The following is a 26,860-nucleotide window of genomic DNA, read 5'->3' on the forward strand; positions in this document are numbered from 1 at the left end:
CATTCCCGGGAAATGCAGCAGCCGGGGCTGCGCTCAATTCCCTCATCCAGCGGCGCAGCACACTCTCGGACAGGTCGAGGTCGCGTGCGGCCTGTGACACCGCTACGCCCCGATCGGTTACCAGCCTCACGGCCTCTGTCTTGAACTCACGGCTGAACTTTCGTCTCGTCATATCCACTCTCCAGTTCCTTGGTCGCGATCTTATCTTCGTGTCCACGAAACCGGCAGCAGCTCACACAGGGCGCGCGCAACCTTGGTGACGTCTTCGACAACCTGAAGGTCCGGTTCGCTAACATGGTTTCGGATATGGCCTCGCGGCTCTTCTCCAGTGGCTTGAACCGAATCCTCGGCAGCGTCTTCGGCGGCGGAGACGCTCTGGCCGGAGCGCTCAGCGGCGCCGGGCTGAATGCCATCCCGGCCTTCGCCCGTGGCACGCCATTCTCTCCGGATGGTCTAGCGCGGCTCAACGAACGCGGTGGCGAGATCCTTGATCTGCCGGGCGGCACCCGGGTCATCCCGCATGACATCTCCAAGCGCATGGCTGACAGGGCGGGCGGATCGCGTGATGCCCCCCGGGTTCTGGTGGGCGTCGATCCGAAGAACGGCAATATAACCGCCTTCGTCGACGAGCGTGCCGGTATGGCGGCGGAGGCCCGGGTTGCGCGGTTCAGCAAGGCCGAGCTGCCCGGCGAGGTCGCAACCCTGACACAGTATGAAAAGGAGCGCATGTAATGGCGCTTATCGACTGGCCGGCCGAGCAATTCCGAACGACGAGGACAGCCTATCACATCGATTGGATAAGCCGGGGTGCCGGCATCGGCTTGTCCGGTTCGGAGCAGATCATCGACACCGGCACCGGCATCTGGCGGTTCGAGTTCGAGTTCCAACTCGATCACGATCGGGCCCGCCTGCGTCGGTTCGAGGCGCTTGTTTCAGAAATGCGCGGCCGCCTGAACACGGCGGTAATCCCAATCTATGATGCCTATGCCTACGATCAGGCCGTGAGCCCTCTGCAAGAGAGCTGGCAAGATACCACGTTCTTTTCGGACGACACCGGATGGTCGGCCGGCACCGCGGTGCAGCCGATGATCACCACAGGCATGGTGGCCGCGGGCGCAAGTCAGATCACGGTGGATCTGGAAAACCCGCGCCGCCCGGCCTTCGATGTGGGCGACCTGTTTACCGTGAACGGGTTTCTTTACCGCGTCGTGCGCCGCAATGCCGGGGGGTGGGTGAAGATCGAGCCGCCCTTGCGCGAAGCGATCCCGGCCGGGACCAGGCTGCAGACCGCCCCGCCGCTGGTCTATTCCAAGTTCGCCACCGATGGAGAGGGTGAACGGGCGCGCGATCTGCTGTCCTGGGGCGAACCCGTGACGATCACCTTTGTGGAGGATTTCGATCGATGAGCCGGACCCCGCAGCAGATCGCTTTCCTGGAAGCGAACCGCGACCGAATCGAGGCGCGGCGCACGTTCCAGTTCGATTTCCGATCGGTGACGGTGCGCGCGATCGAGGGATCAACGCCCTGGCCTGATGGCACCCATATCTGGATCCCCGCGCTTAACGTGATCCAGGCCGAGGGGATCAAGGCGTCGGGCGTGATGGACGCGCACCCGGCGCGCTACCGCCTCGGCCGTGTCACCCCGGATCTGGGTCTGGCCGTCCTGTCGGATGAAAGCGAGTGGCGCGATCGCCGCCTGACGCAGCGCCTGGTGCTGTTTCTGGACGGTGTGGCCGTGGGCCCGGCCGTGCATATCCATAGCGGCCTGATCGCTGACATCCGACGGCGTGACAGCGTGTCATCGGATTATCTTGAGGTCCGCGTGGAGGGGCCGTTCAAGGATCGCAATGCGGCCCTGTTGGGGAAATACACCGACCGAGATCAGCAGATGCGATCGCCCGGCGATCGCGGGTGCGAATATGTCGCCCTTTACGAAAGCAGCGGTGCGGAGTTCGTCGGATGGCTGCCGGGCTGAACCCGTTCGTGACCGCCGGCGCGGCCCTGCCATGGATCTGGGGCCGCACTGATTGCACCGCCTGGATGTCTGACTGGTGCCGGCTGCATTGGGACCACGATCCGATCGCAGATCTGCGCGGCACCTATGACGCGGAAGTCGGCGCGGATGCCCTGATCGCCGGCGGCCTGGCCGAGCTGCTGCGCCCCCGCATGGCGCCCCTGCGGATCACCACCGCCCCGATCGCCGGCGATGTCGGGGTGATCCTAATTCTCGGCCAGGAAACGGCCGCGATCTGCACCGGGAAAGCCTGGGCCTTTAGAACCCTGCGCGGATTGGGGGAAGCCCCGGCGCGCCCGATCATCGCATGGAGTAAGTAATGCCGGCTGCATTTGTATGGGTCGGCGGCATCATTGCCGCCGGCGGCGTTGGCGCGGCTATCGTCACCAGCGTGATCAGCCTTGGCGTGAACCTGGCCGTGAGCGCGGTTGTGAAGAAGTTCGGGCCCAAGCAGCAGGGGCCACGGCCGCGAGATCTGCAGAGCAACATCCGATCGGGCACGTCCGATCGCGTCCAGCATTTCGGTCGGGTGCGCGTGGGGGGGACGCTGATGTTCTCGGATTACAAGGTTTTCACGCAGGAGGTTATAGGCGTTTCTATCCCCGGCACCCGCCGCGCGTACGTCCTACTGGCCGTATCCACCGGGGGCATTTCCGGGATCGATCAGTGGTATCTGGACGGCAAGAAAGTCAACGTGAACGCCCAAGGCTATGTGACCACGGCGCCCTGGAACGGCAACAAGGTGCGGCTGCGCGTGCGCACCGGCATGGGGTCCGAGTTCGCCGGGGGCCATTGGACGGATCTGCACGATGCATTCCCGACCCGATGGATCGCCAGCCAGCACCGCCTGGACGGGGTTGCCACCGTCCTGGCGGAATTCGATTCAGTGCCACCGGAGGACGTGAGCGACGTTTATCCCGGCGCCCGGCCGCCCGAGATCACCATGACCCTGCGCGGCGCCCCCTGCTATGAGCCCGCCACCGGAAATGCGAGCTTCACCGACAACGTGGCGCGCCATGCGCTGCACTATCTGTCCGATGCTGGCGCGGGCCTGATCCCGCTTGAGGAATTCGATCTGCCGAGCTGGTTTGCAGGGATCGAGGCAAGCCGGTTCGATCTGCCCACGGCCGGCAACACGCGGATGCGCTTTGCCGGTGGGGGCAGCTATGCCTTGAATGAACCCGCCAAGGACGTGGCCGATCGGATCCTGCAGGCCGGCGCCGCATCGCTGTATCTGACGCAGGAAGGCAAGATCGGGATCCGCATGGGGGTCTATGAGGCGCCCACGCTGGTGATCGACAAGTCCAAGATCGTCAGTATGGATTATGGGCCGGGCAAGTCGCGCCTCGATCGCGTCACCACGCTGGTGCCCGAGTATGTCGAACCGTCGCTGGACTATACCGAAACCACGGCCGATCCCTGGCAGAACGCCCGCGCGATCGCCCGGTTTGGTGAACCCAAGCCGCAAGAGATGCCGATGCCTTGGGTCCAGCACCATGGGCAGGCCCGCCACCTGGCGAAGATAGCTGCGGCCCGCGAAAACCCGATGATCACCGCATCGCTGTCCCTGCGGTTCTGGGGGCTGCGCCTGATCGGCGAGGAACGGGTTTTCCTGCACCGCCCCGATCGCGGCCTAAATATGGTCCCGATGCGGATCACTGGCCTGTCGCTGGATCTGTCCGCGTCCGATGGGGTGATCAAGGTGGAGCTGGAAAGCGATGATCCGGCCGCCTACCCCTTCACCCGGCCCGAGGAAGGGATGAAGCCGTCCGCGCCGGCCCGATCCGAGAACGGCCGCCAACCGATCCCGGCGCCCGTCATCGAACAGGTAACGGTGAATTCTGACGGCAACACGCTGTTTTTGTCGGGGGTGGTCGAACCGATCGCCGGCTATGCGTTCGGGGTGCAGTTCCGCAGATCCCCGAGCGGCCCCTGGTCGCGGGCCGAGTTCAATCAAGAAACAGGCTATTGGCGCACCCCGGATCTGGCCGATGGCCGGCTGTATGATGTCCGGGCCCGCCGGTTCTTTCCCGGCCTGACATCGCTGCTGTGGGAGAGGCAGAGCGACATCACCAGGGCGAGCCCCTGGACGTTGATCACGGGGATCCAGGTCATCGCCGATCAGACGCCGCCGGACGCGCCGGAGCTGATCCAGGCCGGCATCGAGGGCGACCGGCTTGCGTTTAGTTTCGCACCCGATCTGGGCGCCAACTATCGGCAAACCGGGATCTGGCGCGGGCCCAACGGCAACTTTGCCAACGCGACCTTTATCCGCTGGTTCTATGACCAGGCGTCAACGGTCCAAGGATCGGTGGCCCTGACGGCCAGCCCGCAGACCTATTTCCTGCGATCCAGCAATGGATCGGGCATCGTTTCCACCCCGGTGAATATCGGCACATACTAAGGGACATCCAGACATGGCTGTGAATTTGACCCGCACCGTCGCGGCGGTGATTTCGGACAACACGCGCGTGGACAAAGCCCCGATGCGGGATCTGTTGAATGAGATCATCGCAGCCATCAACGGCTTGGATCCGCTGCTTACGCCAAGCTATGTGAACCGGGCGGCGGCCGAGGCGGGCACCCCAATGCTTGCCGCGTCTATCAACATGGTCATTGTCCGCGAAGGCAATGCGTTGCTGCTGCGATCGCGGACGGCTTTTGCGGATGACCCCTTGTTTTCCACCGGCGCGCGGTGGGGCGTCGTCCAGCGCCATGACAGTGCCGCTATTCTTTCCGAGCTGCGCAATGGTCGGATCTGGACATTGGGATCCGCCACGCCATCGGGCACTACCCCCCAACCGGGCACTAACCAGGTGCTTTGCGTCACGTCCACGGGCGCGGCCCTTTACCGGCCCATTGCTGCGCCTGTCCCGCCGACAGAAACCGGCACCGATCGGCTGGATGCGGCAGGCCAATGGTGGCGCCTTGTCTGGGACAGCCAAGCATCTGCAGCCGACGTCACGGCGCTGCGCAACGCGCTGGCGGTATCTGGTCCGATCCCGCTTTCAAACCTGCGCGGGACCGCCAACGCGATCGTTGCCGACATCGCCCCCGCCTATGTCTCGGCCGGCATCACGACCGTATCGGATGGCGGGGAATTGGTATGGGTGCCCGCCGCCGCCAACACGGCCGACAATCCGACCATTGCCATTGCCGGCGATATTGCCCGAGAGATCCGCCGTATCGATGGCAGCACTTTTCCGGCGGCCGGGCTGGTCATCGGTCAGCCGCTTGTGATGCGGCGCACGGGGGGGCAATATCGCGTTGTTCGCGGCGATGTCACCTATGCGCAGCTTGCGGCCGAAACTGCCGCGCGTGTCGCGGCGATCGTCAGCCTGACGCATCAGCAGATCACCATTACATCGGGCAGCACGCTTACCGATCGCAATGCGGCGCTGTGGACGGCCCCCAACCGGCTGCGACGATTCACGGATGCCGTGATCGCTGATGCGCCTGTTGCCCTTGCCGCGCCGCATACCGGCACCGCCGAGACGCTACCGGCAGCGGGGGGATCCCGCACGATCTGGCGCGATGTCGGCGGCCGGATCTTTTCGCGGACATGGGATGGTGCAGCCCATGGCGCATGGGCGGAACAGCCAAACCAGGGCGCGTTCCTGTCGGCTACATCGGCGCTGACGGCCACCGATGCCGCGCAGCAGGCCGACATCAATGCGCTAAAAGTGGAGACTGCCCCGCAGGCATTGGGTCGCGGCGACAATGCGGTGATCGTCACGATCGGCGGCGTCCCGACGATGACGCAGAACCCGCAGGGCGAAACCCGGCTGCGCCTCGATCGTGAAACACTGGATTGGCTGGCGGATGAAATGCCGGGCGGTGGTGGCGGTGGTTCGGCATCCCCCGGATCCCCGGATCTGCTTGGCGGCACGGATGGCTGGTCGGTCTGGCAGGATGAAACCGGCTTGCTGACTTTCACGGCCGTTCTGGACCCGTATGAATATCCGCGTGAATATGTCGCGCTTCCAAATGGAGAACCGTTCATCAACGGCGCATCACGCGTCCCGCTGCGGATCGTTTATGGCGACGGGTTGGGATTGGCGCCGGCCAGCATGGCACCGGCGCGCCGCCCTGATCGTCACGCTGGACGATCAGGGCGGCCAGGACGGGCTTAACGGTATGGAGGCGGTTGCACCCGCTGTCGGCATCACCGCCACGGGTGCGTCGTGGGGGCAACGCTGCCCGAGCTGACCAGCGGACAAGGTTGGCTGAACGTGCTGCGCGCCCGTGACCAGTTCGTGCAGCAGCTGGCCGCGTATGACCGCATCGGTCAATTCGATGCGGTCACGATCATGCACGGGGCTGGCAGCGATAGCCCGACCTACGCGGCGGATCTGCGCGCGCTTGTTACCAAACTTGGCGAGGCCGGCGCGCGACAGATCAATGTCATGGTGCCTTGCGGCACGTCGCAGCGCGGTGATTTTGCATCCACCCAGGCCACGATCGAGGCTTTCCGCGATCGCGGGGTGGCCCCCATGCGCCTGGTTGCGCCGCTGTATGCCTGTCCTCGATCGGGTCTGGTCAATCCCACGCCCGAGGCTGTCACCATGCTGGCCGAGCTGGACGCGCTTTGCGCGGCTGATCCGTCCTGGTTGCCGCCGATGGCTTTCCTTGCACGGCGCACCGGCAACATCATCGACGTTGATTTTGAAGTGATGGCAGGGTTTTCGCTGCTACCATCTGCGCCGGTCACGTTGGGGCTGACCTATTCCGGTGCAGCCATCACCACCGCCGGCGTCGTGGACGATCCCCTGACCGGGCTGATGACCAGGCTGCGCATCACGCTGACAACAGCGGCGGCGGGCACCCTGCGTTATGCGTTCGGTCCTGCAGCTGCAGACGGGAACATGCGCGACAACTGGTCGGTGATGTCGCGCACCGGCCAGCCCCTCTATCGCCATGCCCTTCCCTTCCAATTCGAGGTTTCCTGATGGTTGTTAAGATCAACGCCCCCGCCCCGGCCCTCGATCTGGGCGCGGTGAATTTCAGCCGCGCCTTTGCTGCCCTTGGCGCCCTGTCGTTCTGTTCCCTTGAACCGCAATTCTGCACTGTGGCGGCCGATCGCATCACGGCCGTGAGGCCGCGCGGTGGGGCTTATGGGCTGACTGCAGCGCCCGGCAGCGTGGGGCCTGCGCCCGTTGTCACGGCTGACGGGCTGGCCGGTGGCTTGGGATCGCAGACGGAGAACCGCAGTCTGCTATGCCTGACGCCGCTGACGCAGGCTGGCTTTGCTGCCGGCATGGTCTGGAACAGCGATGCCGCACTGTCGGGGTCGCAGGACGTGATGGCGATCGATGCCGTTTCGACTAACGGGCTGCGCCTGGTCAACACCGGCTTTCGTCTGCAGGTCCAGAGGGGATCCAAGGTGATCCTGCAGACTAATCCGGTTTTCAATGAACCCGGGCCGACCATGGCAATCATTTCGCGATCGGGTGGCGTTCTGCGGATGATCGCCCAACGTAGGGGGATCGCGCTGCAATCTGTTTCCGCATCCTATGATCCGGCGTTCACCGGGCCGCTGGACGTTGTTTATGGCGCGGCCGAGTCCGCGGCGCCTGCCGTGGGCCGGAACCTGCGCGACACCATTTTGGACACATGGGTTTTCCCCCGTGGGGTTCTGGGTGATGTCGAGGATCCGGCGCGGGTGATGCTGATCAATTACTTTTCGGAGGTCTACGCATGACTAATATCGTCGTGATCACTTTCGATGACCTGGTGCCGTATCGGTTGCTGCGCAATACGTTTGGCGAGGCGTTCAGAACGCCAAACCTTGATCGGCTGTGCGAGCGGGCAACGGTGTTTGATCGGGGATATTGCGTGGTTCCCGTTTGCGCCCCGTCGCGAGAGGCCACCTTTACCGGATATTCCCCATGGGAAACCGGCAGTCTGTCCAACGCAGACACCAACTGGTTTGACAAGGATCGATCGCGGGACAATGTGTCGTCCTATCTGCGCCGCCATGGATACTATGCCGGATGGGCCGGCAAGATCATGCACGGCTATTTCACGCAGCCGCTGGATGTTCAGCGGCAGGTCGCAGACGAGCAGATGCCAAATGGATCCTTCACGCCGAACCTGGACAATGCCCAGGAGCTGTGGCCGTCCGGTTTCAACATTAATCGGGTTCCGTCCTTCCCCGGCAGCGATGCCGCCTATTACGATGCCCGCGTGTTCCAGTGGGGCGTCGACAAGCTGGCGGCCATGCCAACGGACAGGCCGTGGGCGCTGTTTCTGGGCACGCAGCATCCCCATACCGGATACACCGCGCCGGATTGGGCCTATGATGCCTTTGACGTGGACAAGATCACCTGGCCGACCAGCTGGAGCCTTGGCGATCTGCCGCTGCCAACGGAATTCGCAAATCAGTTTATGAACGCTAATACAGGCTATGAGCGCCTCGGCGACGAGGCATGGCGCCATCATGTCTGGGCTTATCTCGCCTGCACCTATCATGCCGATGTGCGCGCCGGGGCTTTCCTGAACGCGCTGGCCGCATCACCCTTTGCGGATGACACGGCCGTGCTGGTGTTTTCCGATCATGGTTTCAACATGGGCGATCACAACGCCTGGAACAAGCTGACGCCATGGGAACAGGCGGCCCGCACCCCCCTGATCGTCAAGGGGCCCGGCCAGACGGTTAGCAGCGTCGTCAACACGCCTGTAAGTCTGATGGACATCATGCACACGATCTTGGACGCCGCTGGTATCCCGCGCCTCGATCGTCTGCAGGGTCAATCCCTCTTGCCGTTACTGCCGGGGGGGTCTGGTGACTATGAGGATCGGGGCGCGCTGACGGCGGTCCTGGGCACCAACTCGATCGGATGGGGCCGCTATCGTTACATCCGTTATCCTTCAAAGGAGGATGAGCTTTACGACATCATCAGCGACAGCGCGCAGGCGTTCAATCTTTGCAGCCCGCAACTTGCGCCGGCGAACGCCGCCTTGATCGCGGACATGCGCGCGCGGCTGGTGATCGAGATGGCCCGCTACGGGATCTTTACCACCGATCCTGAAATGCCAACCGTCCTGGACGCTGCGCGCTATGCCATGGAACATGGCGCGGTCTATCGAGGCGGGCACAAGGACACCACGTTCCAGATCGATCCCCGATCCGGCGCCGTAATCGAGGGTGCCGATGGTGGGCGCAATTCGGTCTATCTGTCGGGGTGGGCCGATAACACCACATACACCATCCCCGAGGGCATCCAGGCGCTGACGGTCGCCGTCAAATCCGGCCGGTCACGCCCGACGATCGTGGCCCATGATGGGGGCGTCACGCTTGATTCGCCGATGTATGCCTATATCGGCATGGGCGGAAAAGGGAACGATCGGATGCAGGGTGGCAGCACCTCGCGCCTTTACGGCGGGGCCGGTGATGACCACCTGACGGCCAAGGGTGCAAACTCGATCCTGGACGGTGGGCCCGGCAACGATACCCTGATTGGATCCGGCGGCATCCCGATGTTCGGCGGGCCTGGTGATGACCACATTGTTGTGGATGACCGGGTAACAGGCCATCGGATCGAGGGTGGCAGCGGAAATGACCTGATCGAAGGTGGCGGCGGTCCCGATACGATTTTTGGCGGGCCTGGCGACGATACGATCTATGGCGGGAACGGGGATGATGTGATCTACACCGGGCCGGGAAACAACGTGATCGACGGCGGCAACGGCGATGACACGATCCACACCCAGGGCAATGCGAACGTCACGGGTGGATCCGGCACGGACACGTTCATCATCGGGCCATCGGGAACGGTGCAGATCACCGATTGGTGGAACAATGAGGTGATCGATCTGACATCCTGGGCTGCAAATCCCCGGTTTCTTCAAGTGACGCCGAATTCGGTGCTGATCTTTGACGGCGCGCGCGGGGTGGAAGTGAACAGCCCGATCGCGATCACCGTTGCCCAGGTTCGGAAAAGGGTTCTGCTATGAGTACCAAGCCGCTACCGTTTCCCGGCACCCCCGACGCTTTTGAGCAAGGGTGCCGGTGCAATCCATTGGATTTCGACGGAGAAGACAGCGCCAATTATCTTGGATGGCTGACGAGTGAATGCCCTATACATGACAGCCCTGCCGATCCAATAAGGCCGGCTGACGTGCCTGAAGTTCCGGCAGCAATCGAATAGATGGTTCGGCTCGCCAGCAAACTGTTACTTCTTCTGATCTATACGCCTGTCAGAGTAACGATTGGCCACTGTTCGGCGGGCAGAGTTGGCCACTCCGCTTCGTCCTAGCGCGAGTTCATTCAATATTGGCTCTGCTTTCTCAGGTTGGTTCCTGAGATAGGCGAGCGCCAGATACCATCTCGCCACCGGACTTTCTTTAAATAGCCTTGGATTTTGAGACGCCTCTGCGATCACGCCGTCAGGGTCTGTTGCTAGGCGACTGTGAAGATTTCGCGTGAGCCTCTTGTTACTTGCGATAGTGCCCCATGGCAGAGCATCCCCATACCCCGTAGGAACGAACCAGGTGCTGAGGGGGCGGTGATACCATAGGTCCGTCATGACCGGGGCGTCCCCGAGCAGTGCCGAGAGATAGCTGAAGGAGCTACGCCCCATAATCAGACCGTCGGCGCAGACCATTCGGTCGATGGTTTCGAATACATCAACGTCCAGATGCAGGCGAGAAACCTCACCTTTCGGCAGGAAATTAAAGTCTGCTTCGTTGCCTTGGGAAAAAACCTCGAAAGGCAGGGTGCTTCCAGTGCGCTGCCTAAAAAGTCTTAGATCTTCTAGGATGCGATCGCTTGATGTAAACCTGCTCGAATGCTTATCATTTGAGACATCGCCACGGCGTATGTGGACCGCGATGTACCGATCTGGATACTGACCTTTATTGGGCCCGCTTGCGTACTTGCGGCGAAACCTCTCCCGCATGGTTGTGGAGTAGGCATCGGCGGTTCCGTCTCTATGGATGAAATTGTGGCAGTAGGGAACTCGTATAATTACGCCGCTCGGGCGCCCAGCTTCGATATATTGAGAAGCATCCAGCACTGGCACATCGAAAGGGAGGCTGTTTTCACCTAACCCTAGATTGAAGAACCGTTCCCATCGACAAGCCCATTCAGGGTTGCCATCGTCAAAACGAACTTCGGTAAACGGCGAATGGAAATACGGTACGCCTGTGGCATCACTATAGGCCAAGGTTGACATGACGGCCAATACCTGCGCACCGCCTCCGTCCGTTTTACCTGCGCAAGTGATACCAACAATATTATCTGACGCGGATATCTCTGTCAGAAACGTCAAGACATCTTCGCCAGTCACCACATGGCGCCCAAAGCTGTTTCCTGTCGCCTTTGGCAGGGGCGTTGCAACGTCCATGTTAAGAAGCTCCTTATTTCCTGACCGACTGGCTTGTTATTGCTGCCAGCCCATCCGCAGCGATATCACCAAGCGGACTGGAATCACGATGGTTGCAGTCCGCTTTGATTGTCTCAAGCGTCTCAATTGCTGTAGCGAGCTTCGCTTCTAATTCCATTAAATTTTCTGATTTTCGTTCGTGTATTTCCATTTCCTTAGTCTCCGTTATGGATGTCAATATTGCAACGCACGCCAACTGCCGCTAGGTTCCTATGAGGTCGCTCCCCAGCTAGCAGACTCGTATTTTCTAGTGGTGAAGTTAATCAGCAGGCCGACCATCAAAGCCGCTATGGAAACCCAGACAGGATACAATAAATCTGTCACCCTAGGCGTGTAGTTTATAAACATAAAGCCCCGACCTTGGTCGATCAAGTGAAAGAGGGGATTCCAATCGAACCACGGAAGGAGGAAGCCCGGAATGGAGTTTGCCACCATCATCTTTCCCGATGCAAACATATTGATCCGAGAATAAAGCGTAGTTATCACTCCCGCAGCCTTTGGAGCCCAAGGCCTGATCCCTAAGAATACCATGCCGATGCAGCAACCAGAAAACCACGCAAGCATAAACATTCCTGCTACACCTTGCCATTGGTCAATAGTGATCTGTTTAACAGCGAGATGGTAGAATGACAGAATGACAAAGCAGCCCAATACTTGCTGGTATAGAGCTGAGAGGGCGGAGGCGGAAATCAATACCGCAGCACTTAGAGGCTCATGCTTCATCACTGCTTTCGAAACTGAATAGCTAGATGAAACAGCACCCACGGCTTTGACATGGGTCATATAGACAAAAATTCCGGACATGATGAACAGAAGAAAATCTCCCCTAACCGGAGATGTTCTTATGCCAATCAGATAATACATACCCATAAAAACCGCCACTAAGGCGAGGTTCTGAAATACAATGATCGCCAATCCGGCCAGTGCATTTCTGCTAGAAGTTCTTAAGTCGTATACCGTCTGATGATATATTAAGGCTGAGAGCGTGAACGCGGCGCCTGCCATGCTCTTGGTCTTGCGTCGTTCAAACAACTCCAGCACTCCATTTGGTCGGAATCGATTTTTAAGACAACATAGGCGGCAGACCTGCCCCCGTATAGCCCGCACAAAAGCGACGACGTTGCTACGTTCGTTCATGGTTAGGGTGTTTGAACATCCCCTCGCGGCCACTGAGGTCATCTGCCCACCAAGCTCCGCCATCGTGCGGGGCTTTTTCGTTGCACTCAAAACTACTTAAACCCGGCCCGACCGGCACGGAAAGGATATCTGATGGCGAAGATCGAAGGTGGAATCACCTGGGGCAACGTTTGGTCGATTGGCGCAACGCTAGTGGCTGTGGCAGTGTCCTACGCCACCCTGCAGGCAGGTCTGCTGGAAGGACAGCGCGAGATGAAGCGCATCGAGCTGCAAGGCGGCCAAGCTACCCAGGAACTGCGGCTGACCCACGAAAAGCAGCTGACCGACATCCGTGCTGATCTTGTCACGCATCGTCGCTCGATCCAGCAGCTGGAGATCTCTGACGCCCGGAACAGCGAGCGCTATGAAGCTCTGGCCAGATCAATGGACGAACTAAAAGCGGCGCAGCGCGAAACGAACGATCTACTACGCCAGATCACCAGCCAGCGCGAAGATCGCGGCAGCTGATCTCACCCCATCCGCGTCTTTAACCGCCCCGCCTCCGTGCGGGGCTTTTTCATGTCTGGAGCATTCATGACCGCGAAGATGACCACGATCCTCGCCCGCCAGGCGCGGTGCGCCGCACTGGGCTTCTGGCCAGGCCCTATCGACGGCCTCGACGGTCGCCGCACCCGCGCAGCCTTCGAGGCCGCATTCGCCTCGCAGCGCGCTAAGGGGCTGCCGTTCGAGCATCCGTCCGGGATCAACCGGGTTCACTGGCACTGGACCGGCGGCAGCTATGTCCCGAACCGCACGGACCTTGGTGCCTATCATAGCTTGATCACGGCTGACGGCCCCGCTGTCCATCCGGTCGGCCCGACCATTCGCCGCAGCCACACGCTGAACGCCAATGGCGGCGCGGTCGGCGTTTCGATCTGCGCCATGGCAGGTGCGGTGGAGCGGCCCTTCAACCCCGGCCGCGCCCCGATCACCCCGGCGCAGGTCTCTGGCCTTGTACGCGAGACCGCGCGCATTTGCCGTCTCTACGATATTCCCGTCTCGCCTTGGTCGACCCTATCCTACGCCGAGATCCAGCCGACCTTGGGTATCGTCCAGCGCTGGAAATGGGACATCACCTGGTTGCCGGGCATGGACCAGCCTGGCGATCCGATCGCGGTGGGCAATCGCCTCCGCGAAATGGTCCGTTGCGAACTTCTCAACCACTGAAAGGCCTGAACTATGCAACTCGCAAAACAACTGTCGGCACTTCCGACGAACAAGCTGCTTACCGGCGGCGGGGTGGCAGCTGTCGTCACGGCCGCATGGTCCGAGGTCATGCCCTCCCTAGCCCCTTCGCTAGCTGGCCCGGCGGTCGCCACGCTCGTCGGCACGGGCGTCGCTTGGGCGGTTGCCTACTGGGTGCCGGATCGGGTGAACGTACCCAAATAGGTCGCGTAGGATAACAGCCTAGGTAGCAGGACGGACCGTCGGCAACCTAGGCTTGCTCCCCACTACCGCGCCCGCGCTGGTATCCTCGCCGCACTGGAACCGCGCCCTGTCAGCGAAACGCTCGCGATAGCAGGTAAATCCATATGAGAAGGGGCAAACTGAGAGTTGGTACGCCAAGCTAACCGACGCTGATGCTCGAAGTTGGTGATTCCCAAAGCAACGGAAAGTTGCGGAATGATGCCCGTGTATCGCAAAAGTTGCGCATAAATCAACTATTGGGTACAGTGCAGCTATCGGGTCTACGACTACAGCGTTGAATAAGTCCAGAACAGAGGCTCCGCATGACATTTATCAGAACATCTTGCGGTCTTATCAATTCAAATTCGATTAATAGGATCGAAAAAACAAACAGCGGATACGGAAGAATATATACAGACACGATTGATACAACCTCACTTGATAATTTTGATGATCTTGAAGATAAACTTTCAGTGATCGTTAATAACCGCACAAGCCGTTAAATTCCATTCCTCCAATGACACCTTTAATTATGAGGTCTCCCCAATTATCGCTTGGCGGATAACTGAATATGGCCCAATACTCATCACCCTCGATGCCAGTGATGTCGACGCTTATTTGCTTCCTACCGGAGAAGTGAAGTTGACGGATGGGACGGTGTACAAAAACATTGATGCCGCAAGAACTGAATACAATCGCCAGTTTGACTGGTCGGTTACATTTAAGACCATCTGAAATAAATGCAGCAAATCCACTGACGGGTGTGTAAGTATGTGTGCGAAAATAGTGGCCGTCCGTAACGATCGCCTTGGCGGACGACTTGGCGCCCTGCTAAATGCGATACGCTTAGCCACTGACTACGATACGAGCTTCAGCTTCACTTGGGCAGACCATGCGGATGTAAGCCCTGAGCTTCAGAAACCACAAGAACTATTCAGCGAAAAGTTTATTGCAGAACATAGGGAAACTGAGCGATCTTACGGAGACTTGCAAAGAGACCTGAAGGCGATTGAAAATTTTCGCGATCCACTAGCTGAAGAACAATTCTTCAACATAAAATTTTCTGAAGTTGATTACAAAATAAGCGAAGCGATGATTCCTGTCGTAATGCCATGGGAAGATTCTTCTACTGTTAAAACTGCACTAGCTCAAAGCTTATTAAGCATTAATTTTTCAGAAGCAGTATCGCAAGCAATACTAAAAATTGAAGCGGAGTTCTCTGGAAGCTCCCTCACAGCTTATCACCTGCGGCGGGGGGACATTATTGACCCACATGCTCGCCCGTCTAACGTACTATGGCCGGATAAATACGTCCCAAGTGTGTTTTATGAGAAGCATATTAAGAGGACAATTAGCCGTGACGAAAACAGCAAGATTTTGATCTTCTCGGACGCAGAACACGAGCTAAATGCGTTTTGCGGAATATCCTCCAATATCGTCCGCGCGGACCGTTTCTTAACAGACCTAAATTTGACACGGCTTCAGAATGACTTTATGGAACTGTATTTGATGTCACGATGTAAAACGATTGTTGCCCCTGGGGCGAGCGCGTTTTCTGGCGTCGCAGCGCTGATTGGGAACTGTAGTATCGTTAGTGTGAAAGAAGATCTCACAAACGCTGAACGCAATGATTCAATGCATGAGTTGACAAAACGAATCCGTTCATCACCAGAACGGTTTGCCGGCGATGCTGATTTGGGGCAAAATTTTCCAGAACTTATTCAGCATCACCGGAAAGTTGGCAGCCCTGAAGTCGCATTCAATATTATGAAAAGTCACATGAGGCGAGGTTTTAATTACTCATACATTTACGATCTGCTCGCAGAGGAAAGCTTCTATATAGGAGACCTTGAAACCAGCCGGCAGATAGTAGATCTCCTAAAAAAGCGTCCTATTCGTACCAATTTGGCCAATGCACAAACATACGCATGGTCGGGGTTAACAGCATTTTCTCAGGGATTATTCAACGAAGCCGTACGCCTGTACCACATTGCAAACTGGCTCCAGCCTCTGCTTCCTATTAATCGTGTCTTGTATGGGATAGTAACAGCGCATCTCAACCCTGATAGCAGTAACTCATACCCCTTACCAAAAGACTTGATAGTAATGCGGCGTTCTGGTGCGCCAAAGTTCTTAGATATCCATAGAGTTTTAAGGACGCAATTAGATGAGTTGCGAGGACGTGATTGCGGTGAAGGCACATTCGAATTCATCCCATTTGAGCTTGACGTCAGGGATTGGAAAGAATTGTGCTCAACTTCACTTCCAGCTACATTCTGGAACCTCCCAAATCAAAAAAAGGTAATAAACTTTTATAAGTCAACTTACAGATCAAAGATTGAAACCCCGCCAGTAAAGTCCCTTTTAGGGCAGCTCTATCTGCAGGCTGGACTTGAAAGCGAAGGAACGTTACTCGTCGAAACCGCCGCATCGGATGATCCTTCCAATCATTTTGCACTGATCCGACTTGCAAGGCTTCGACTATTGCAAGACAGATGTGATGAGAGCGACCGCCTCTATGAACTTGCAGCCGATTTATCGGGAGGCAATATCTTTTTCCAATCGGAACTTGCTCTAACGAAAATGAAGCTTGGAAAAAAAACAGAGGCAATCGACATCCTCCTCAACTTAGAGAAATGTCCACATGACGCTATTGAGATAATTTTGCTATCGGCAGATATCTTGAGGCGTTCACCTAAGACTATCGATCTTGCGTATAACCTTGCGGTGAGGGCTGACGGATTGGCTCCTGGAGCTCTTCGAACAACACAGTTGCTTAGGAAAGTACTTGAGAAGATGGGGAAGACTGACGAAGCAGAAAAGCTCTCTCTTCGTCTCCAGGGTTGGAATAGAAAGCCGGGTAGGTTCTCCAGTCGAATAGATCGTATACAGCCTGCAGCCAGCCTTTAAATAAGGCGTGGCGCAGGTAATACGTGTTACGCTGTAAATTCGCTCATGACGTTAATCGACTCTGTCAGGTCATAATGATGATTTCCGATGAAAAAACCATTTCGATCAAGGATCTCAGCATTCTTCATGGACTGATGGATGCTGTAATCCATTAGCTGTAGGACTGGGTTTTTAGTGAAGTTTCCACTCACGATTGGCCTTGTCTCAAAACCAAGGTTTGAAAGGCGAGTTAGAACCTCACTGCGCGTAGCATCCACACCATTTCGAATAATAAGCGAGAAGCCAAACCAACTAGAATCTCCAATTTCTTTCTGAATAGTAAAGACAGGGTGATCTCCAAGCGCTGCTTGCCACTTCTTTGCGTTTTCGCGACGTCCCGCTATTAAAGAAGGCAACTTTTTTAGCTGTTCTTGCCCGATAGCACCCGACATCTCTAAGGGCCTAAGGTTGTATCCAGGTAGGACAAACCTGAAACTCTCTTCAAATGGATCCGCAGATTTTTGTCCAGTTAGCAGGTTATGATCAGGTAAGTTTCGTGTCCACCCATGAGCACGTAATGCTAAGAGGATATGATATAGCTCCTCGTCGTCTGTGACGACGACGCCTCCCTCCATTGTAGAAATATGGTGCGAGAAGAAGGTTGAGAAAGTTCCAAGAAGACCATGGGTGCCAGCTTGTCTTCCTTCAAATGTAGCGCCCATAGACTCACAGTTATCTTCGATGATAACTAAGTCATGTTTTGACGCAATATCTTTAATCACCGCGAAGTCGTTCGGGTTGCCTAGTAGATTGACGCAAATTATTGCTTTTGTATGCTCAGTTATGGCGCCATGAAGTGCATCAAGATCATAGTTCAGAGTTTCTAGATCGATATCCACAAACCTTAATCTAAGACCGTATTGGTGAAGCGGGTAGTAAGTCGTTGACCAGGATACTGCCGGTACAATTATCTCGTCTCCGATTTCTAATCTATAGTTCGAATTTTTGGTGTATCTCAGTGCTGCCGTCATCAACAGATTGGCTGAGGACCCCGAGTTAGCCATTACTGCGAACTTTGAGCCTACCCACGCCGCGAACTGAGTTTCAAATAGCTTAACTTCGTTTCCCATTGAATACTGATCAGATGCTATCACTCGTTGAATGGCCTGCAGCTCATTATTATCCCACGAGGATGTAGCGAGGGGGTATCGGATCGTCATTGAGCGTGTTCCTTCAGATAGAATTGATATGTTCTTTTTATTCCGTCCACGAGGGAAGTAGTTGGCTGCCATCCCCAAGCTCGCTGCCGCTCCACGTTTAGCAGCTTTTGTTTCATGCCAACCGGTTTCGATAGATTGTAGGTAAAGGATCCGCTCCATCCTACAACACCAGCGACTGCTTCATAATAATCTTGAATGGAGAAGTCGTATCCTAATCCCATATTCATGGTGTCCGGTAGTGCACATGGATCAGCTACAGCTTTTGCAAGCCCGTCGACGAGGTCCGCCACATACATAAACTCACGACGCGCAGTTCCGTCGCCCCATATTTCAATTTGTGAATCTTGCCGTTGGTTTGCATTATGGACCTTGTGGATTATCGCCGGGATCAAGTGAGAATTCTTCGGGTGAAATTTGTCCCATGGCCCATATAGATTGCAAGGAACAACACTCTTGTAGTTCAGTTCCGGATGCTCGCGACGTACGAAATCGCACAGCCTCATGGCAGTAATCTTTGCCAAGGCATATCCTTCATTGGTAGGCTCTAGTTTGCCGGATAAAATATCGTCTTCGGTAAGGTTACTTCCGATGTCCTTTGGGTACACACAACTTGAAGATAAGTTTATAAGCGAGGCTACACCGGCGTTTAATGAAGCAAGAATGGTGTTTGCACCAATTTCTAAATTCTTTGTCAAAAATCGAATTGGCTCAGCTAGATTAGCTTGGATGCCGCCAACAATTCCGGCTGCGTGGACAACTATTCCAGGGCGTTGTTTATCAATGTAATTAAATGCTGAGCGTTTGTCGCTTAGGTCAACATCTAGACTGGTTGGAGTAAGCACTTCATATCGATTATGATCAAGCGCGCTAACTAGGTTTTTACCAACCATCCCTGACCCCCCAGTGATGAGAACCTTTTCTCTGGCGCTCATTTATTCGTTCCGCGGGAGCGTTGGGGAATTCATATCGTGCAGGTTCATGAATGCCCTACTCTTTGCAGTACTTAGATCTGCATTTACCATCTCTCGACACATCTCCCGGGCTGTTATTTTAGGCTCCCATCCAAGCAAATTTTTGGCCTTCGTAGGATCTCCTAGAAGCGTCTCAACTTCCGCAGGTCTGAAGTATCGCGGGTCAATTTTGACAACTACATCTCCAACTTTCACACCCGGCGCCAAGTCTCCGGTTACTGAAATTACCGTTCCGACTTCGTTAACTCCGCTTCCGCTGAACTCGAGGACGATACCCAAGTCTTCTGCTGCCCACTCGATAAAATTCCTTACTGAGTATTGGACACCGGTAGCAATTACGAAATCGTCTGGTTTTTCGCACTGCAGCATCATCCACTGCATTCGCACATAATCTTTTGCGTGCCCCCAATCACGCATAGAATCAATGTTTCCCATGTACAGACAGGTATCTAAGCCTTGAGCAATGTTACTCAATCCGCGTGTAATTTTTCTTGTGACAAAGGTTTCACCACGTCTAGGGCTCTCGTGATTAAAGAGGATCCCGTTGCAGGCGAACATTCCGTAGGCCTCGCGATAGTTTACCGTAATCCAGTAAGCGTACATTTTGGCGACGGCATAGGGGGAACGCGGATGGAACGGTGTAGTTTCTGTTTGAGGAATTTCCTGCACTAGACCATATAGCTCAGAGGTTGATGCCTGATAAAATTTCGTATGCTTTTCGAGGCCTAGGAACCTGATGGCTTCCAATAGACGCAATGTTCCCATCGCGTCGACATCGGCCGTATATTCGGGTGCCTCAAAGCTTACGGCGACATGGGATTGTGCCCCAAGATTATATACTTCGTCGGGCCTGATCTCGGACAATAACCGCGTCAGATTTGAGGCATCGCTCAGGTCACCATAGTGGAGATTGAATCTTACATTGTCTTCGTGGAGGTCTTGGAAAAGATGATCGACACGTTGAGTGTTGAATAGTGAAGCTCTGCGTTTGATGCCATGGACCTCGTATCCTTTCTCTAGAAGTAGCTCAGCTAGATAAGATCCATCCTGACCGGTAATACCGGTAATCAGCGCCTTCTTCATATCTAAATTCTCTCTGTCCTGCATGGTGGTGTGTGCGGACCGCGTTTATAGTAGCATCAACATCCTTGAGTTGATCCGCACTTCGTTAATGATCTTTATAAGGTGTAAAGCTCTCCTCCTGTGGGAGCAAGGATTGCGTTCACTTCGCCGAAGGTTGAAAGAATTGGTCTGACGTGCATTTGTCGTCGGCTTCTTGGTCTGGTCTGGTCTGGTCTGGCGTGGAGCTTTAGTATCGCCCATGTTCTTCTTTTGTTCCAGTTGTGCTGAAGGAGACAGCCATGCTCCGCCACCGGATATACAAGCGCATTTTTTCAGTGAATCGCGCCCCGTGCATCAAGTGGTGCGACGATTGGGCGGGTTGAGCGTTACTCTCTGGCAACCGGGCACCTGCGCGCGATGCTGGCAGCTTGGGATGCGATGGCAGAATGTTCGCTGCGCGACTGGCTTTCACTTCAGTTCGGCAGCCGGGTGCTCAGGACGAGTGATTCAGAGTGACCGCTCATTGGAGACTAAAGGTCACTTACGAGGCTGATGCCGACGATTGGGTCGTTCTCCGGGCTGGCCTGGTCGTGGGCCGTGTCATGCGGGACAAACAGCAGAGCAGCCGCCTGAGCCGCCCCCAGTGGGCGTGGTCTGTCGTCACCATGCCCTCGAAGAACGGCTATTCAGAGTCGATGGAGGCCGCCCTAGAGGAGGTTCGCGCGCACCCGTCGGGCAAGTGGGGTCACAAGCCTTACGGCTGGCCTGATGATCACTAAGGTGTCCCACGCCTTAATTCCGCGTCGGACACCTGTGATGAACTTAAATGGTAATTTCCCGCTGCTGGTAGGCCCGGCAGGACTTGAACCCGCAACCAAGGCGTTATGAGCGCCCTGCTCTAACCAATTGAGCTACAGGCCCCCGCAGCACGCATTGCCTAGTGCCGCATGGCGGTCAGGTCAAGCTTGGGCGTTGCCCAATGGGTGCGGTTCCGCTATCGGGGGGCCGACATCAGCCGGGGGCCGACATGACACAGAACGGGATCAGCTATCGCGACGCAGGCGTCGACATCGACGCGGGGAACGCGCTGGTCGAACGGATCAAGCCCGCCGCCGCCGCCACGCAGCGGCCGGGCGTCATGGATGCGCTTGGCGGGTTCGGCGCGCTGTTCGACCTCAAGGCTGCGGGCTATGACGACCCGATCCTGGTCGCCGCCACCGATGGCGTGGGCACCAAGCTGCGCATCGGTATCGACACCGGGCATCTGGACGGTCTGGGTCAAGACCTGGTCGCGATGTGCGTGAACGACCTCGTCTGCCAGGGCGCCGAGCCGCTGTTCTTCCTGGACTATTTCGCCACCGGCAAGCTGTCCGTCGACGAGGGTGCCCGCGTGGTCGAGGGGATCGCCCGCGGCTGCAAGGCCGCCGGCTGCGCCCTGATCGGCGGAGAGACCGCCGAGATGCCCGGCATGTATCACGACGGCGATTTCGACCTTGCGGGCTTTGCGGTGGGCGCGATGAACCGCGGCGCGGCGCTTCCCGCGGGCGTGGGGCAGGGGGACGTGCTGCTGGCCCTGGCCTCGGACGGCGTGCATTCCAACGGCTATTCGCTGGTCCGCAAGGTCGCGGAACGCGCCGGTCTGGCGTGGTCCGACGCCGCGCCCTTTGCGGACACCACCCTGGGAGAGGCGCTGCTGACGCCCACGCGGCTCTACGTCAAGCCCGCCCTGGCCGCGATCCGCGCTGGCGGCGTGCATGCGCTGGCCCATATCACCGGCGGCGGCCTGACCGAGAACCTGCCCCGCGTCCTGCCCAAGGACCTGGGCGCGGACATCGACCTGGGCAGCTGGCCGCTGCCCCCCGTCTTCGCCTGGCTGGCCCAGGCCGGAGGTATTAAGACGTCCGAAATGCTCAAGACCTTCAACAGCGGCATCGGCATGATCCTGGTCGTGGCCGCCGACCGCGCCGATGCGCTGACCGACCTGCTGTCCCAGCAGGGAGAGACGGTGCATCGCCTTGGCACTGTCACGGCGGGCGCGGGCGTACGCTATTCCGGCACGCTTGCGTGAAACGGGTCGCGCTCCTGATCTCGGGGGGCGGGTCGAACATGATCCGCCTGCTGCAGGACATGACCGGCGATCACCCGGCGCGCCCCGTACTGGTCGCGTCGAACGATCCGCAGGCGGGCGGGCTGGCCCGTGCCGCCGAACTGGGCGTGCCGACCGCGTCCGTCGATCACCGCGACTTTCCGCGCGACCGGGCGGGGTTCGAACAGGCGCTGCTGCAGCCGCTGCTGGCGGCCCGGCCCGACATCATCTGCCTGGCCGGCTTCATGCGCATCCTGACGCCCGAATTCGTGCAGCGGTTTCAGGGGCGGATGCTGAACATCCATCCTTCTCTTTTGCCCAAATACCCCGGTCTCGACACCCATGCCCGCGCCATCGCCGCCGGTGACGCCGAGGCCGGCTGCACCGTGCACCTGGTCACGCCGGAACTGGACGCAGGGCCGGCCCTGGGTCAGGCGCGCGTGCCGATCCTGCCCGGCGATGACGCCGCGACCCTGGCCGCGCGTGTGCTGGTGCAGGAACACCGCCTGTACCCGGCGGTGCTGCGTCGGTTCGCGTCAGGCGACCGAACGCCCCTGGTCCTTTAGCCCCACAGCAGGGCCAGTGTCGCGGCCGGGTCTTCCTGGGTCCAGATCTCGGGGCCCAGGGCGATGAAGTCGGTGATCGGCGTCAGCTGGGTGATCAGCTCTCGCGTGATGGCGCCTTCGGCCACGACCGGCACCTCGATCATCTCGGACCACCACTGGAACAGCTCCAGCTCGACCGGATCACCACGATAGAGCGCGCTGTCGCTGACCGGACCAAAAGCCACGTAATCCGCACCCGCCTCGGCCGCGTTCATGCCTTCGTGGCGCGACGTGCCGCAGAACGCGCCGACGATCGCGTCGTCGCCCAGCTCCTTGCGGGCATAGCGCACGGCCTTGGCCCCGTCGTTTAGGTGCACTCCGTCCAGCCCGTGGCGCAGCGCCAGCTTGACGTGATCGTCGATCACCACGGCCACGTCTCGGGCATGGGCGATCTCGCGTGCCATGTCGGCCAGGCGGCCCAGCTCGTCCTCCTCGGCGCCGCCGCGGATGCGCAGGCAGGCGGGGGCCACGCGGTCCATCACCTCGGCCAGCATCGGTGCCAGGCTGGATGCCTGGGCGCCGGCAGGGGTCATCAGGTACAGTTGAGGGGCGTCGGTCATGGCGATCTCCTTTGTGTCGCAGATAGCGCAGCTTGCCCGCCGCCGCCAGACGGACTATCTGCCGGACTATGCAGATCGAACGCCAACCCGTCATCATCCTCGTGCGCCCGCAGATGGGCGAGAACATCGGCGCGGCCGCCCGCGCCATGCTGAATTTCGGCCTGACCGACATGCGCATCGTCGATCCGCGCGACGGCTGGCCCAACCCCAAGGCCGTCGCTATGGCCTCGGGGGCGGCGGGCCGCGTGCTGGACACGGCCCGCGTCTATCCCACGCTGGCCCTGGCGATGGAGGGCATCGACTATGCCTATGCCACCACCGCGCGCGGGCGCGAACTGACCAAGCCCGTCTTCACGCCCGCAACCGCGATGGCCCAGGCCCGCGCCCATGATGGCCGCTCCGCGATCATCTTCGGCCCCGAACGCACGGGGCTGGAGAATGACGACATCGCGCGGGCCAACGCCATCGTGACGGTGCCGGTGAACCCCGATTTCCCGTCGCTGAACCTGGCCCAGGCCGTCCTGCTGATGGGATACGAATTCGGCCGCGACATCCTGCCGCCCGAACCCGCGCCCCATCTGCGCCGGTCCGAGGCCGAAGCCCCCGCCGACCGCATCGAGATCGAGCGGTTGGGCGACCATTACGACGACCAGCTGACCCAGGCCGGGTTCTTCTTCCCGGAAACCAAGGCCGCGTCGATGCGTCTGAACATGCGCAACATGTGGTCGCGCCTGACCCTGACCAAGGGCGACGTGCGGATCCTGCACGGCGTCCTGCGTCAGTTGACCCGGCGCTGACCCGCCCCTAACCTCCGCCCGAAAGGAGCCTTGCGATGGCCAAGCGCCCTGTCTTCCAGGAAGTCTCGGACCCGACCGCAGCCCGACCCGTCCAGACCACCGGCATGATCGATGCCCGCCCCCGCGGCGCGCGCCGCGCGATCCGCGCCTGGCTTGCCGTGCTGTTCGTGCTGGTCTTGGCGATGATCGTCGTGGGTGGCGCCACGCGCCTGACCGGGTCGGGCCTGTCGATCACCGAATGGAAGCCCGTGACCGGGGCCATCCCGCCCATGAACGCCGCCGACTGGCAGAGCGAATTCGACCTCTACCGCCAGATCCCGCAGTACCAGGAGCTGAACCGCGGCATGTCGCTGTCGGAGTTCCAGTACATCTACTGGTGGGAATGGGGGCACCGTCTGCTGGGCCGCGTGGTCGGTCTGGTCTGGGCCCTGGGCTTCGTCTTCTTCTGGGCCACGTCGCGCATTCCCACGGGCTGGACGCCCCGCCTTCTGTCCCTGGGGGCGCTTGGCGGCCTGCAGGGCGCGATCGGCTGGTGGATGGTCAGCTCGGGCCTGAACGAGGGGATGCTGCGTGTCGCGTCCTATCGCCTGGCCACGCATCTGGGCATCGCGTTCCTAATCCTGGGCCTGATCACCTGGTACGTCCTGCAATTGTCGCGGTCGGAGGCCGAGCTGATGCGCGCGCGCCGCGCCGGAGAGGCCAAGCTGTTCCGCATGTCCACGGGGCTGATGCACCTGACCTTCGTGCAGATCCTGCTGGGCGCGCTGGTCGCGGGCATCGACGCGGGCCGCACCTATACCGGCTGGCCCACCATGGGGGGCGAATGGATCCCGGTGGCGATCTGGGACGGCACCCTGGGCTGGCGGAACTTCTTCGAGAACCCGGCCCTGGTGCAGTTCATCCACCGCATGACCGGCTATCTGCTGGCGATCTTCGCCGTCGTCGTCTGGCTGCGGGCGCGCCGCTCGCCCCATCCGGTGACGCGCGGCGCCTTCAGTGTCATGATCGTGGCGATGGCCGCGCAGATCGGGCTGGGCATCCTGAACGTGATCCACGCATCGCCCCTGCTTCTGGCCCTGACGCACCAGTTCGGCGCCGTCGTGCTGTTCGCGATGATCCTGCGGGCGCGCCACCATGCGCGCTATCCCTTTGAAACCTCGATCCGGGGGGCGATCCGATGACCGCGCTGACCGACCTGCTGGCCTTCCAGCGCCAGACCGAAGCCCTGTCCTCCGTCGCCGAACGGTTGGGCTGGGACCAAGAGACCGTGATGCCCCGCGGCGCCGCCGAACAGCGCGCCGAGGAGATGGGCGCGATGGAGGAGGTGCTGCATGACCGCCGCACCGATCCGCGCATCGGCGAATGGCTGGACGCGTCCGATCCGCAGACGCCGGCCGACAGCCGCGCCGTCGCCCTGATCGCGCGCGATTTTGCCCGCAGCAGCCGCATTCCCGCGCGGCTGGCCTCCGAGTTGGCGCGGCTGACCTCGCTGGCCCAGGGCATCTGGGCCGAGGCCCGCGCCAAGGACGCGCCCGCGGATTTCCTGCCGACCCTGGATCAGGTCCTGATGCTGAAGCGCGAGGAGGCCGCGTGCCTGGCCGATGGCGGCGATCTTTATGACGCGCTGCTGGAGGATTACGAACCCGGCATGACCGGGGCGCGTCTGGCGACGCTGTTCGACGCGATGCGCCCGCGCCTGGTCGCGCTGCGCGACGACGTCCTGGGTGCCGATCAGCCACAGGCGCTGAAGGGCCATTTCCCGCAGGAAACCCAGCTGCGCCTGGCCCGCGCCTGTGCCACGGCCTTCGGTTATGACTGGACGCGGGGGCGGATGGATCTGGCCGTGCATCCCTTCAGCTCGGGGCGCTGGCAGGACAGCCGCATCACCACGCGGGTGGTCGAGACGGATCCGTTCAACTGTCTCTACTCCACCATCCACGAGGTCGGCCATTCCAGCTATGAGCTGGGCATCGATCCCGATTACGCCTTCACCCCCCTGGGGCGCGGCGTGTCTATGGGCGTCCACGAAAGCCAGAGCCGCATCTATGAGAACCAGCTGGGCCGCGGCCGCGCCTTCACAGGCTGGCTGTTTGAACGCATGTCCGAGGCCTTCGACGGGCTGAACATCACCGATCCCGACGCCTTCTATGCGACGGTCAACCGCGTCACGCCGGGCTATATCCGCACCGAATCGGACGAGGTGCAGTACAACCTGCACGTCATGCTGCGCTTTGATCTTGAACGAGACCTGATCTCGGGGCGGCTGGATACGCAGGACCTGGAGGCGGCGTGGAACGCGCGCTTCCTCAAGGATTTCGGCGTCGCGGTCGATCGTCCCGCGAACGGCGTGCTGCAGGATGTCCATTGGTCGGTGGGCCTTTTCGGCTATTTCCCGACCTATGCCCTGGGCAATGTCTATGCAGGCTGCCTGAACCAGGCCTTGCGCGGCGCGGTGCCTGATCTGGACGCGTCCCTGGCCCAGGGCGACGCGACCCCCGCCACCGAATGGCTGCGCGAGAACGTTCAGCGCCACGGCGGGTTGATGACCCCGACCGAGGTGATCGAGACCGCCGCGGGCCGGCCCATCGGCCCCGACCCGCTTCTGGACTATCTGGAACAGAAGTTCGGCCGCATCTACGGTCTGTGATCGTCCCGCATGACAAAGCCCCGCGGCCATCGCCGCGGGG

General features: G+C 59.3%; 24 protein-coding genes and 1 tRNA gene. 17 read left to right on the forward strand and 8 right to left on the reverse strand.

Translation table 11 applies throughout. The annotated features are described in order from the left end of the window. Positions 1 to 172, reverse strand: a 172-nt coding sequence (locus GBO37_RS03050) for a transposase (protein WP_252927294.1), incomplete at its 3' end; no start/stop codon positions are given. Between the two features lie 122 nt (positions 173 to 294). Between GBO37_RS03050 and GBO37_RS03055 the strand changes: the two genes are divergently transcribed. From GBO37_RS03055 to GBO37_RS03095, 9 genes are all read left to right on the forward strand, one after another. Further along, on the forward strand, positions 295 to 732 hold the full coding sequence (locus GBO37_RS03055; RefSeq protein WP_252927137.1) for a hypothetical protein: 438 nt from the start codon (positions 295 to 297) through the stop codon (positions 730 to 732). Beyond that, positions 732 to 1,406 carry a hypothetical protein gene (locus GBO37_RS03060; RefSeq protein WP_252927140.1) on the forward strand — a complete coding sequence of 225 codons (675 nt, stop codon included), beginning with the start codon at positions 732 to 734 and terminating at the stop codon, positions 1,404 to 1,406. Before GBO37_RS03055 ends, GBO37_RS03060 begins: the two co-directional genes overlap by 1 nt. After that, the gene (locus GBO37_RS03065) at positions 1,403 to 1,975 is read left to right on the forward strand and encodes a hypothetical protein (protein WP_252927142.1); all 573 of its coding nucleotides are present in this window, start codon (positions 1,403 to 1,405) and stop codon (positions 1,973 to 1,975) included. Before GBO37_RS03060 ends, GBO37_RS03065 begins: the two co-directional genes overlap by 4 nt. Then, positions 1,960 to 2,334, forward strand: a complete 375-nt coding sequence (locus GBO37_RS03070; RefSeq protein ID WP_252927144.1) for a hypothetical protein — start codon at positions 1,960 to 1,962, stop codon at positions 2,332 to 2,334. Before GBO37_RS03065 ends, GBO37_RS03070 begins: the two co-directional genes overlap by 16 nt. After that, a complete protein-coding gene (locus tag GBO37_RS03075; RefSeq protein ID WP_252927147.1) occupies positions 2,334 to 4,418 on the forward strand; it encodes a hypothetical protein in 2,085 nt (694 codons plus the stop codon). The genes GBO37_RS03070 and GBO37_RS03075 overlap by 1 nt, the downstream gene beginning before the upstream one ends. A gap of 13 nt (positions 4,419 to 4,431) precedes the next feature. Further along, on the forward strand, positions 4,432 to 6,147 hold the full coding sequence (locus GBO37_RS03080; protein ID WP_252927150.1) for a hypothetical protein: 1,716 nt from the start codon (positions 4,432 to 4,434) through the stop codon (positions 6,145 to 6,147). Positions 6,148 to 6,246: 99 nt separating this feature from the next. Continuing rightward, positions 6,247 to 6,963: a hypothetical protein gene (locus tag GBO37_RS03085; RefSeq protein WP_252927151.1), complete on the forward strand. Its 717-nt coding sequence runs from the start codon at positions 6,247 to 6,249 to the stop codon at positions 6,961 to 6,963. Next, positions 6,963 to 7,715: a hypothetical protein gene (locus tag GBO37_RS03090; RefSeq protein ID WP_252927154.1), complete on the forward strand. Its 753-nt coding sequence runs from the start codon at positions 6,963 to 6,965 to the stop codon at positions 7,713 to 7,715. The genes GBO37_RS03085 and GBO37_RS03090 overlap by 1 nt, the downstream gene beginning before the upstream one ends. After that, the gene (locus GBO37_RS03095) at positions 7,712 to 9,970 is read left to right on the forward strand and encodes a sulfatase-like hydrolase/transferase (RefSeq protein ID WP_252927156.1); all 2,259 of its coding nucleotides are present in this window, start codon (positions 7,712 to 7,714) and stop codon (positions 9,968 to 9,970) included. The genes GBO37_RS03090 and GBO37_RS03095 overlap by 4 nt, the downstream gene beginning before the upstream one ends. Before the next feature lie 218 nt (positions 9,971 to 10,188). Here GBO37_RS03095 and GBO37_RS03100 read toward each other — a convergent pair whose 3' ends face one another. Both GBO37_RS03100 and GBO37_RS03105 read right to left on the reverse strand, forming a co-directional pair. Continuing rightward, a complete protein-coding gene (locus GBO37_RS03100) occupies positions 10,189 to 11,361 on the reverse strand; it encodes a hypothetical protein (RefSeq protein WP_252927159.1) in 1,173 nt (390 codons plus the stop codon). 249 nt (positions 11,362 to 11,610) lie between these two features. Continuing rightward, the gene (locus tag GBO37_RS03105) at positions 11,611 to 12,600 is read right to left on the reverse strand and encodes an ABC transporter permease (protein WP_252927161.1); all 990 of its coding nucleotides are present in this window, start codon (positions 12,598 to 12,600) and stop codon (positions 11,611 to 11,613) included. A 69-nt stretch (positions 12,601 to 12,669) separates the two neighbouring features. Here GBO37_RS03105 and GBO37_RS03110 point away from each other — a divergent pair, with 69 nt between their 5' ends. The 3 genes from GBO37_RS03110 to GBO37_RS03120 all read left to right on the forward strand — a co-directional run bounded on the left by GBO37_RS03110 (position 12,670) and on the right by GBO37_RS03120 (position 16,893). Then, a complete protein-coding gene (locus tag GBO37_RS03110) occupies positions 12,670 to 13,044 on the forward strand; it encodes a hypothetical protein (protein ID WP_252927163.1) in 375 nt (124 codons plus the stop codon). A gap of 66 nt (positions 13,045 to 13,110) precedes the next feature. Then, a complete protein-coding gene (locus tag GBO37_RS03115; protein WP_252927164.1) occupies positions 13,111 to 13,743 on the forward strand; it encodes a peptidoglycan-binding domain-containing protein in 633 nt (210 codons plus the stop codon). A 1,026-nt stretch (positions 13,744 to 14,769) separates the two neighbouring features. Then, positions 14,770 to 16,893: a hypothetical protein gene (locus tag GBO37_RS03120; protein WP_252927165.1), complete on the forward strand. Its 2,124-nt coding sequence runs from the start codon at positions 14,770 to 14,772 to the stop codon at positions 16,891 to 16,893. A 26-nt stretch (positions 16,894 to 16,919) separates the two neighbouring features. Here the strand turns inward: GBO37_RS03120 and GBO37_RS03125 are convergent, their stop codons facing one another. From GBO37_RS03125 to GBO37_RS03140, 4 genes are all read right to left on the reverse strand, one after another. Continuing rightward, positions 16,920 to 18,092 carry a DegT/DnrJ/EryC1/StrS aminotransferase family protein gene (locus GBO37_RS03125; RefSeq protein ID WP_252927166.1) on the reverse strand — a complete coding sequence of 391 codons (1,173 nt, stop codon included), beginning with the start codon at positions 18,090 to 18,092 and terminating at the stop codon, positions 16,920 to 16,922. Further along, positions 18,089 to 19,024 (reverse strand): GDP-L-fucose synthase, encoded by a 936-nt coding sequence (locus tag GBO37_RS03130; RefSeq protein WP_252927167.1) that lies wholly within the window; start codon positions 19,022 to 19,024, stop codon positions 18,089 to 18,091. Before GBO37_RS03130 ends, GBO37_RS03125 begins: the two co-directional genes overlap by 4 nt. Then, positions 19,025 to 20,146, reverse strand: coding sequence for a GDP-mannose 4,6-dehydratase (gene gmd, locus GBO37_RS03135; RefSeq protein WP_252927168.1), 1,122 nt, complete (start codon positions 20,144 to 20,146; stop codon positions 19,025 to 19,027). 823 nt (positions 20,147 to 20,969) lie between these two features. Continuing rightward, positions 20,970 to 21,046, reverse strand: a tRNA-Ile gene (locus GBO37_RS03140). A 106-nt stretch (positions 21,047 to 21,152) separates the two neighbouring features. Here GBO37_RS03140 and purM point away from each other — a divergent pair. Next, the gene (gene purM / locus GBO37_RS03145) at positions 21,153 to 22,193 is read left to right on the forward strand and encodes a phosphoribosylformylglycinamidine cyclo-ligase (RefSeq protein ID WP_252927169.1); all 1,041 of its coding nucleotides are present in this window, start codon (positions 21,153 to 21,155) and stop codon (positions 22,191 to 22,193) included. Further along, positions 22,190 to 22,777: a phosphoribosylglycinamide formyltransferase gene (gene purN / locus GBO37_RS03150; protein ID WP_252927170.1), complete on the forward strand. Its 588-nt coding sequence runs from the start codon at positions 22,190 to 22,192 to the stop codon at positions 22,775 to 22,777. Before purM ends, purN begins: the two co-directional genes overlap by 4 nt. Here the strand turns inward: purN and GBO37_RS03155 are convergent. After that, a complete protein-coding gene (locus tag GBO37_RS03155) occupies positions 22,774 to 23,376 on the reverse strand; it encodes a thiamine phosphate synthase (protein ID WP_127898765.1) in 603 nt (200 codons plus the stop codon). The genes purN and GBO37_RS03155 overlap by 4 nt on opposite strands. A 68-nt stretch (positions 23,377 to 23,444) precedes the next feature. Here GBO37_RS03155 and GBO37_RS03160 point away from each other — a divergent pair, with 68 nt between their 5' ends. Genes GBO37_RS03160 through GBO37_RS03170 form a run of 3 tightly spaced genes read left to right on the forward strand, consistent with a single transcriptional unit; the run spans position 23,445 to position 26,820 of the window. Continuing rightward, positions 23,445 to 24,173 carry an RNA methyltransferase gene (locus GBO37_RS03160; protein ID WP_045998933.1) on the forward strand — a complete coding sequence of 243 codons (729 nt, stop codon included), beginning with the start codon at positions 23,445 to 23,447 and terminating at the stop codon, positions 24,171 to 24,173. A gap of 35 nt (positions 24,174 to 24,208) precedes the next feature. Further along, a complete protein-coding gene (ctaA, locus tag GBO37_RS03165; protein WP_252927172.1) occupies positions 24,209 to 25,354 on the forward strand; it encodes a heme A synthase in 1,146 nt (381 codons plus the stop codon). Further along, positions 25,351 to 26,820, forward strand: coding sequence for a carboxypeptidase M32 (locus GBO37_RS03170; protein WP_252927175.1), 1,470 nt, complete (start codon positions 25,351 to 25,353; stop codon positions 26,818 to 26,820). The genes ctaA and GBO37_RS03170 overlap by 4 nt, the downstream gene beginning before the upstream one ends. The last annotated feature ends 40 nt before the right edge of the window (positions 26,821 to 26,860 follow it).

The organism is Paracoccus sp. 08 (genome assembly GCF_024105395.1).
GTDB lineage: Bacteria > Pseudomonadota > Alphaproteobacteria > Rhodobacterales > Rhodobacteraceae > Paracoccus > Paracoccus marcusii.

Bases quoted from the DNA above. Each gene is read 5' to 3' on its own strand.
- GBO37_RS03090 (WP_252927154.1), top strand. From the start codon at position 6,963: ATGGTTGTTAAGATCAACGCCCCCGCCCCGGCCCTCGATCTGGGCGCG.
- purM (WP_252927169.1), top strand. From the start codon at position 21,153: ATGACACAGAACGGGATCAGCTATCGCGACGCAGGCGTCGACATCGAC.
- ctaA (WP_252927172.1), top strand. From the start codon at position 24,209: ATGGCCAAGCGCCCTGTCTTCCAGGAAGTCTCGGACCCGACCGCAGCC.
- GBO37_RS03125 (WP_252927166.1), bottom strand. From the start codon at position 18,092: ATGACGATCCGATACCCCCTCGCTACATCCTCGTGGGATAATAATGAG.
- GBO37_RS03130 (WP_252927167.1), bottom strand. From the start codon at position 19,024: ATGAGCGCCAGAGAAAAGGTTCTCATCACTGGGGGGTCAGGGATGGTT.
- GBO37_RS03160 (WP_045998933.1), top strand. From the start codon at position 23,445: ATGCAGATCGAACGCCAACCCGTCATCATCCTCGTGCGCCCGCAGATG.
- GBO37_RS03060 (WP_252927140.1), top strand. From the start codon at position 732: ATGGCGCTTATCGACTGGCCGGCCGAGCAATTCCGAACGACGAGGACA.
- GBO37_RS03080 (WP_252927150.1), top strand. From the start codon at position 4,432: ATGGCTGTGAATTTGACCCGCACCGTCGCGGCGGTGATTTCGGACAAC.
- GBO37_RS03115 (WP_252927164.1), top strand. From the start codon at position 13,111: ATGACCGCGAAGATGACCACGATCCTCGCCCGCCAGGCGCGGTGCGCC.
- GBO37_RS03105 (WP_252927161.1), bottom strand. From the start codon at position 12,600: ATGGCGGAGCTTGGTGGGCAGATGACCTCAGTGGCCGCGAGGGGATGT.
- GBO37_RS03110 (WP_252927163.1), top strand. From the start codon at position 12,670: ATGGCGAAGATCGAAGGTGGAATCACCTGGGGCAACGTTTGGTCGATT.
- GBO37_RS03095 (WP_252927156.1), top strand. From the start codon at position 7,712: ATGACTAATATCGTCGTGATCACTTTCGATGACCTGGTGCCGTATCGG.
- GBO37_RS03155 (WP_127898765.1), bottom strand. From the start codon at position 23,376: ATGACCGACGCCCCTCAACTGTACCTGATGACCCCTGCCGGCGCCCAG.
- GBO37_RS03070 (WP_252927144.1), top strand. From the start codon at position 1,960: ATGGCTGCCGGGCTGAACCCGTTCGTGACCGCCGGCGCGGCCCTGCCA.
- GBO37_RS03065 (WP_252927142.1), top strand. From the start codon at position 1,403: ATGAGCCGGACCCCGCAGCAGATCGCTTTCCTGGAAGCGAACCGCGAC.
- GBO37_RS03100 (WP_252927159.1), bottom strand. From the start codon at position 11,361: ATGGACGTTGCAACGCCCCTGCCAAAGGCGACAGGAAACAGCTTTGGG.
- GBO37_RS03075 (WP_252927147.1), top strand. From the start codon at position 2,334: ATGCCGGCTGCATTTGTATGGGTCGGCGGCATCATTGCCGCCGGCGGC.
- gmd (WP_252927168.1), bottom strand. From the start codon at position 20,146: ATGAAGAAGGCGCTGATTACCGGTATTACCGGTCAGGATGGATCTTAT.
- GBO37_RS03170 (WP_252927175.1), top strand. From the start codon at position 25,351: ATGACCGCGCTGACCGACCTGCTGGCCTTCCAGCGCCAGACCGAAGCC.
- GBO37_RS03055 (WP_252927137.1), top strand. From the start codon at position 295: ATGGTTTCGGATATGGCCTCGCGGCTCTTCTCCAGTGGCTTGAACCGA.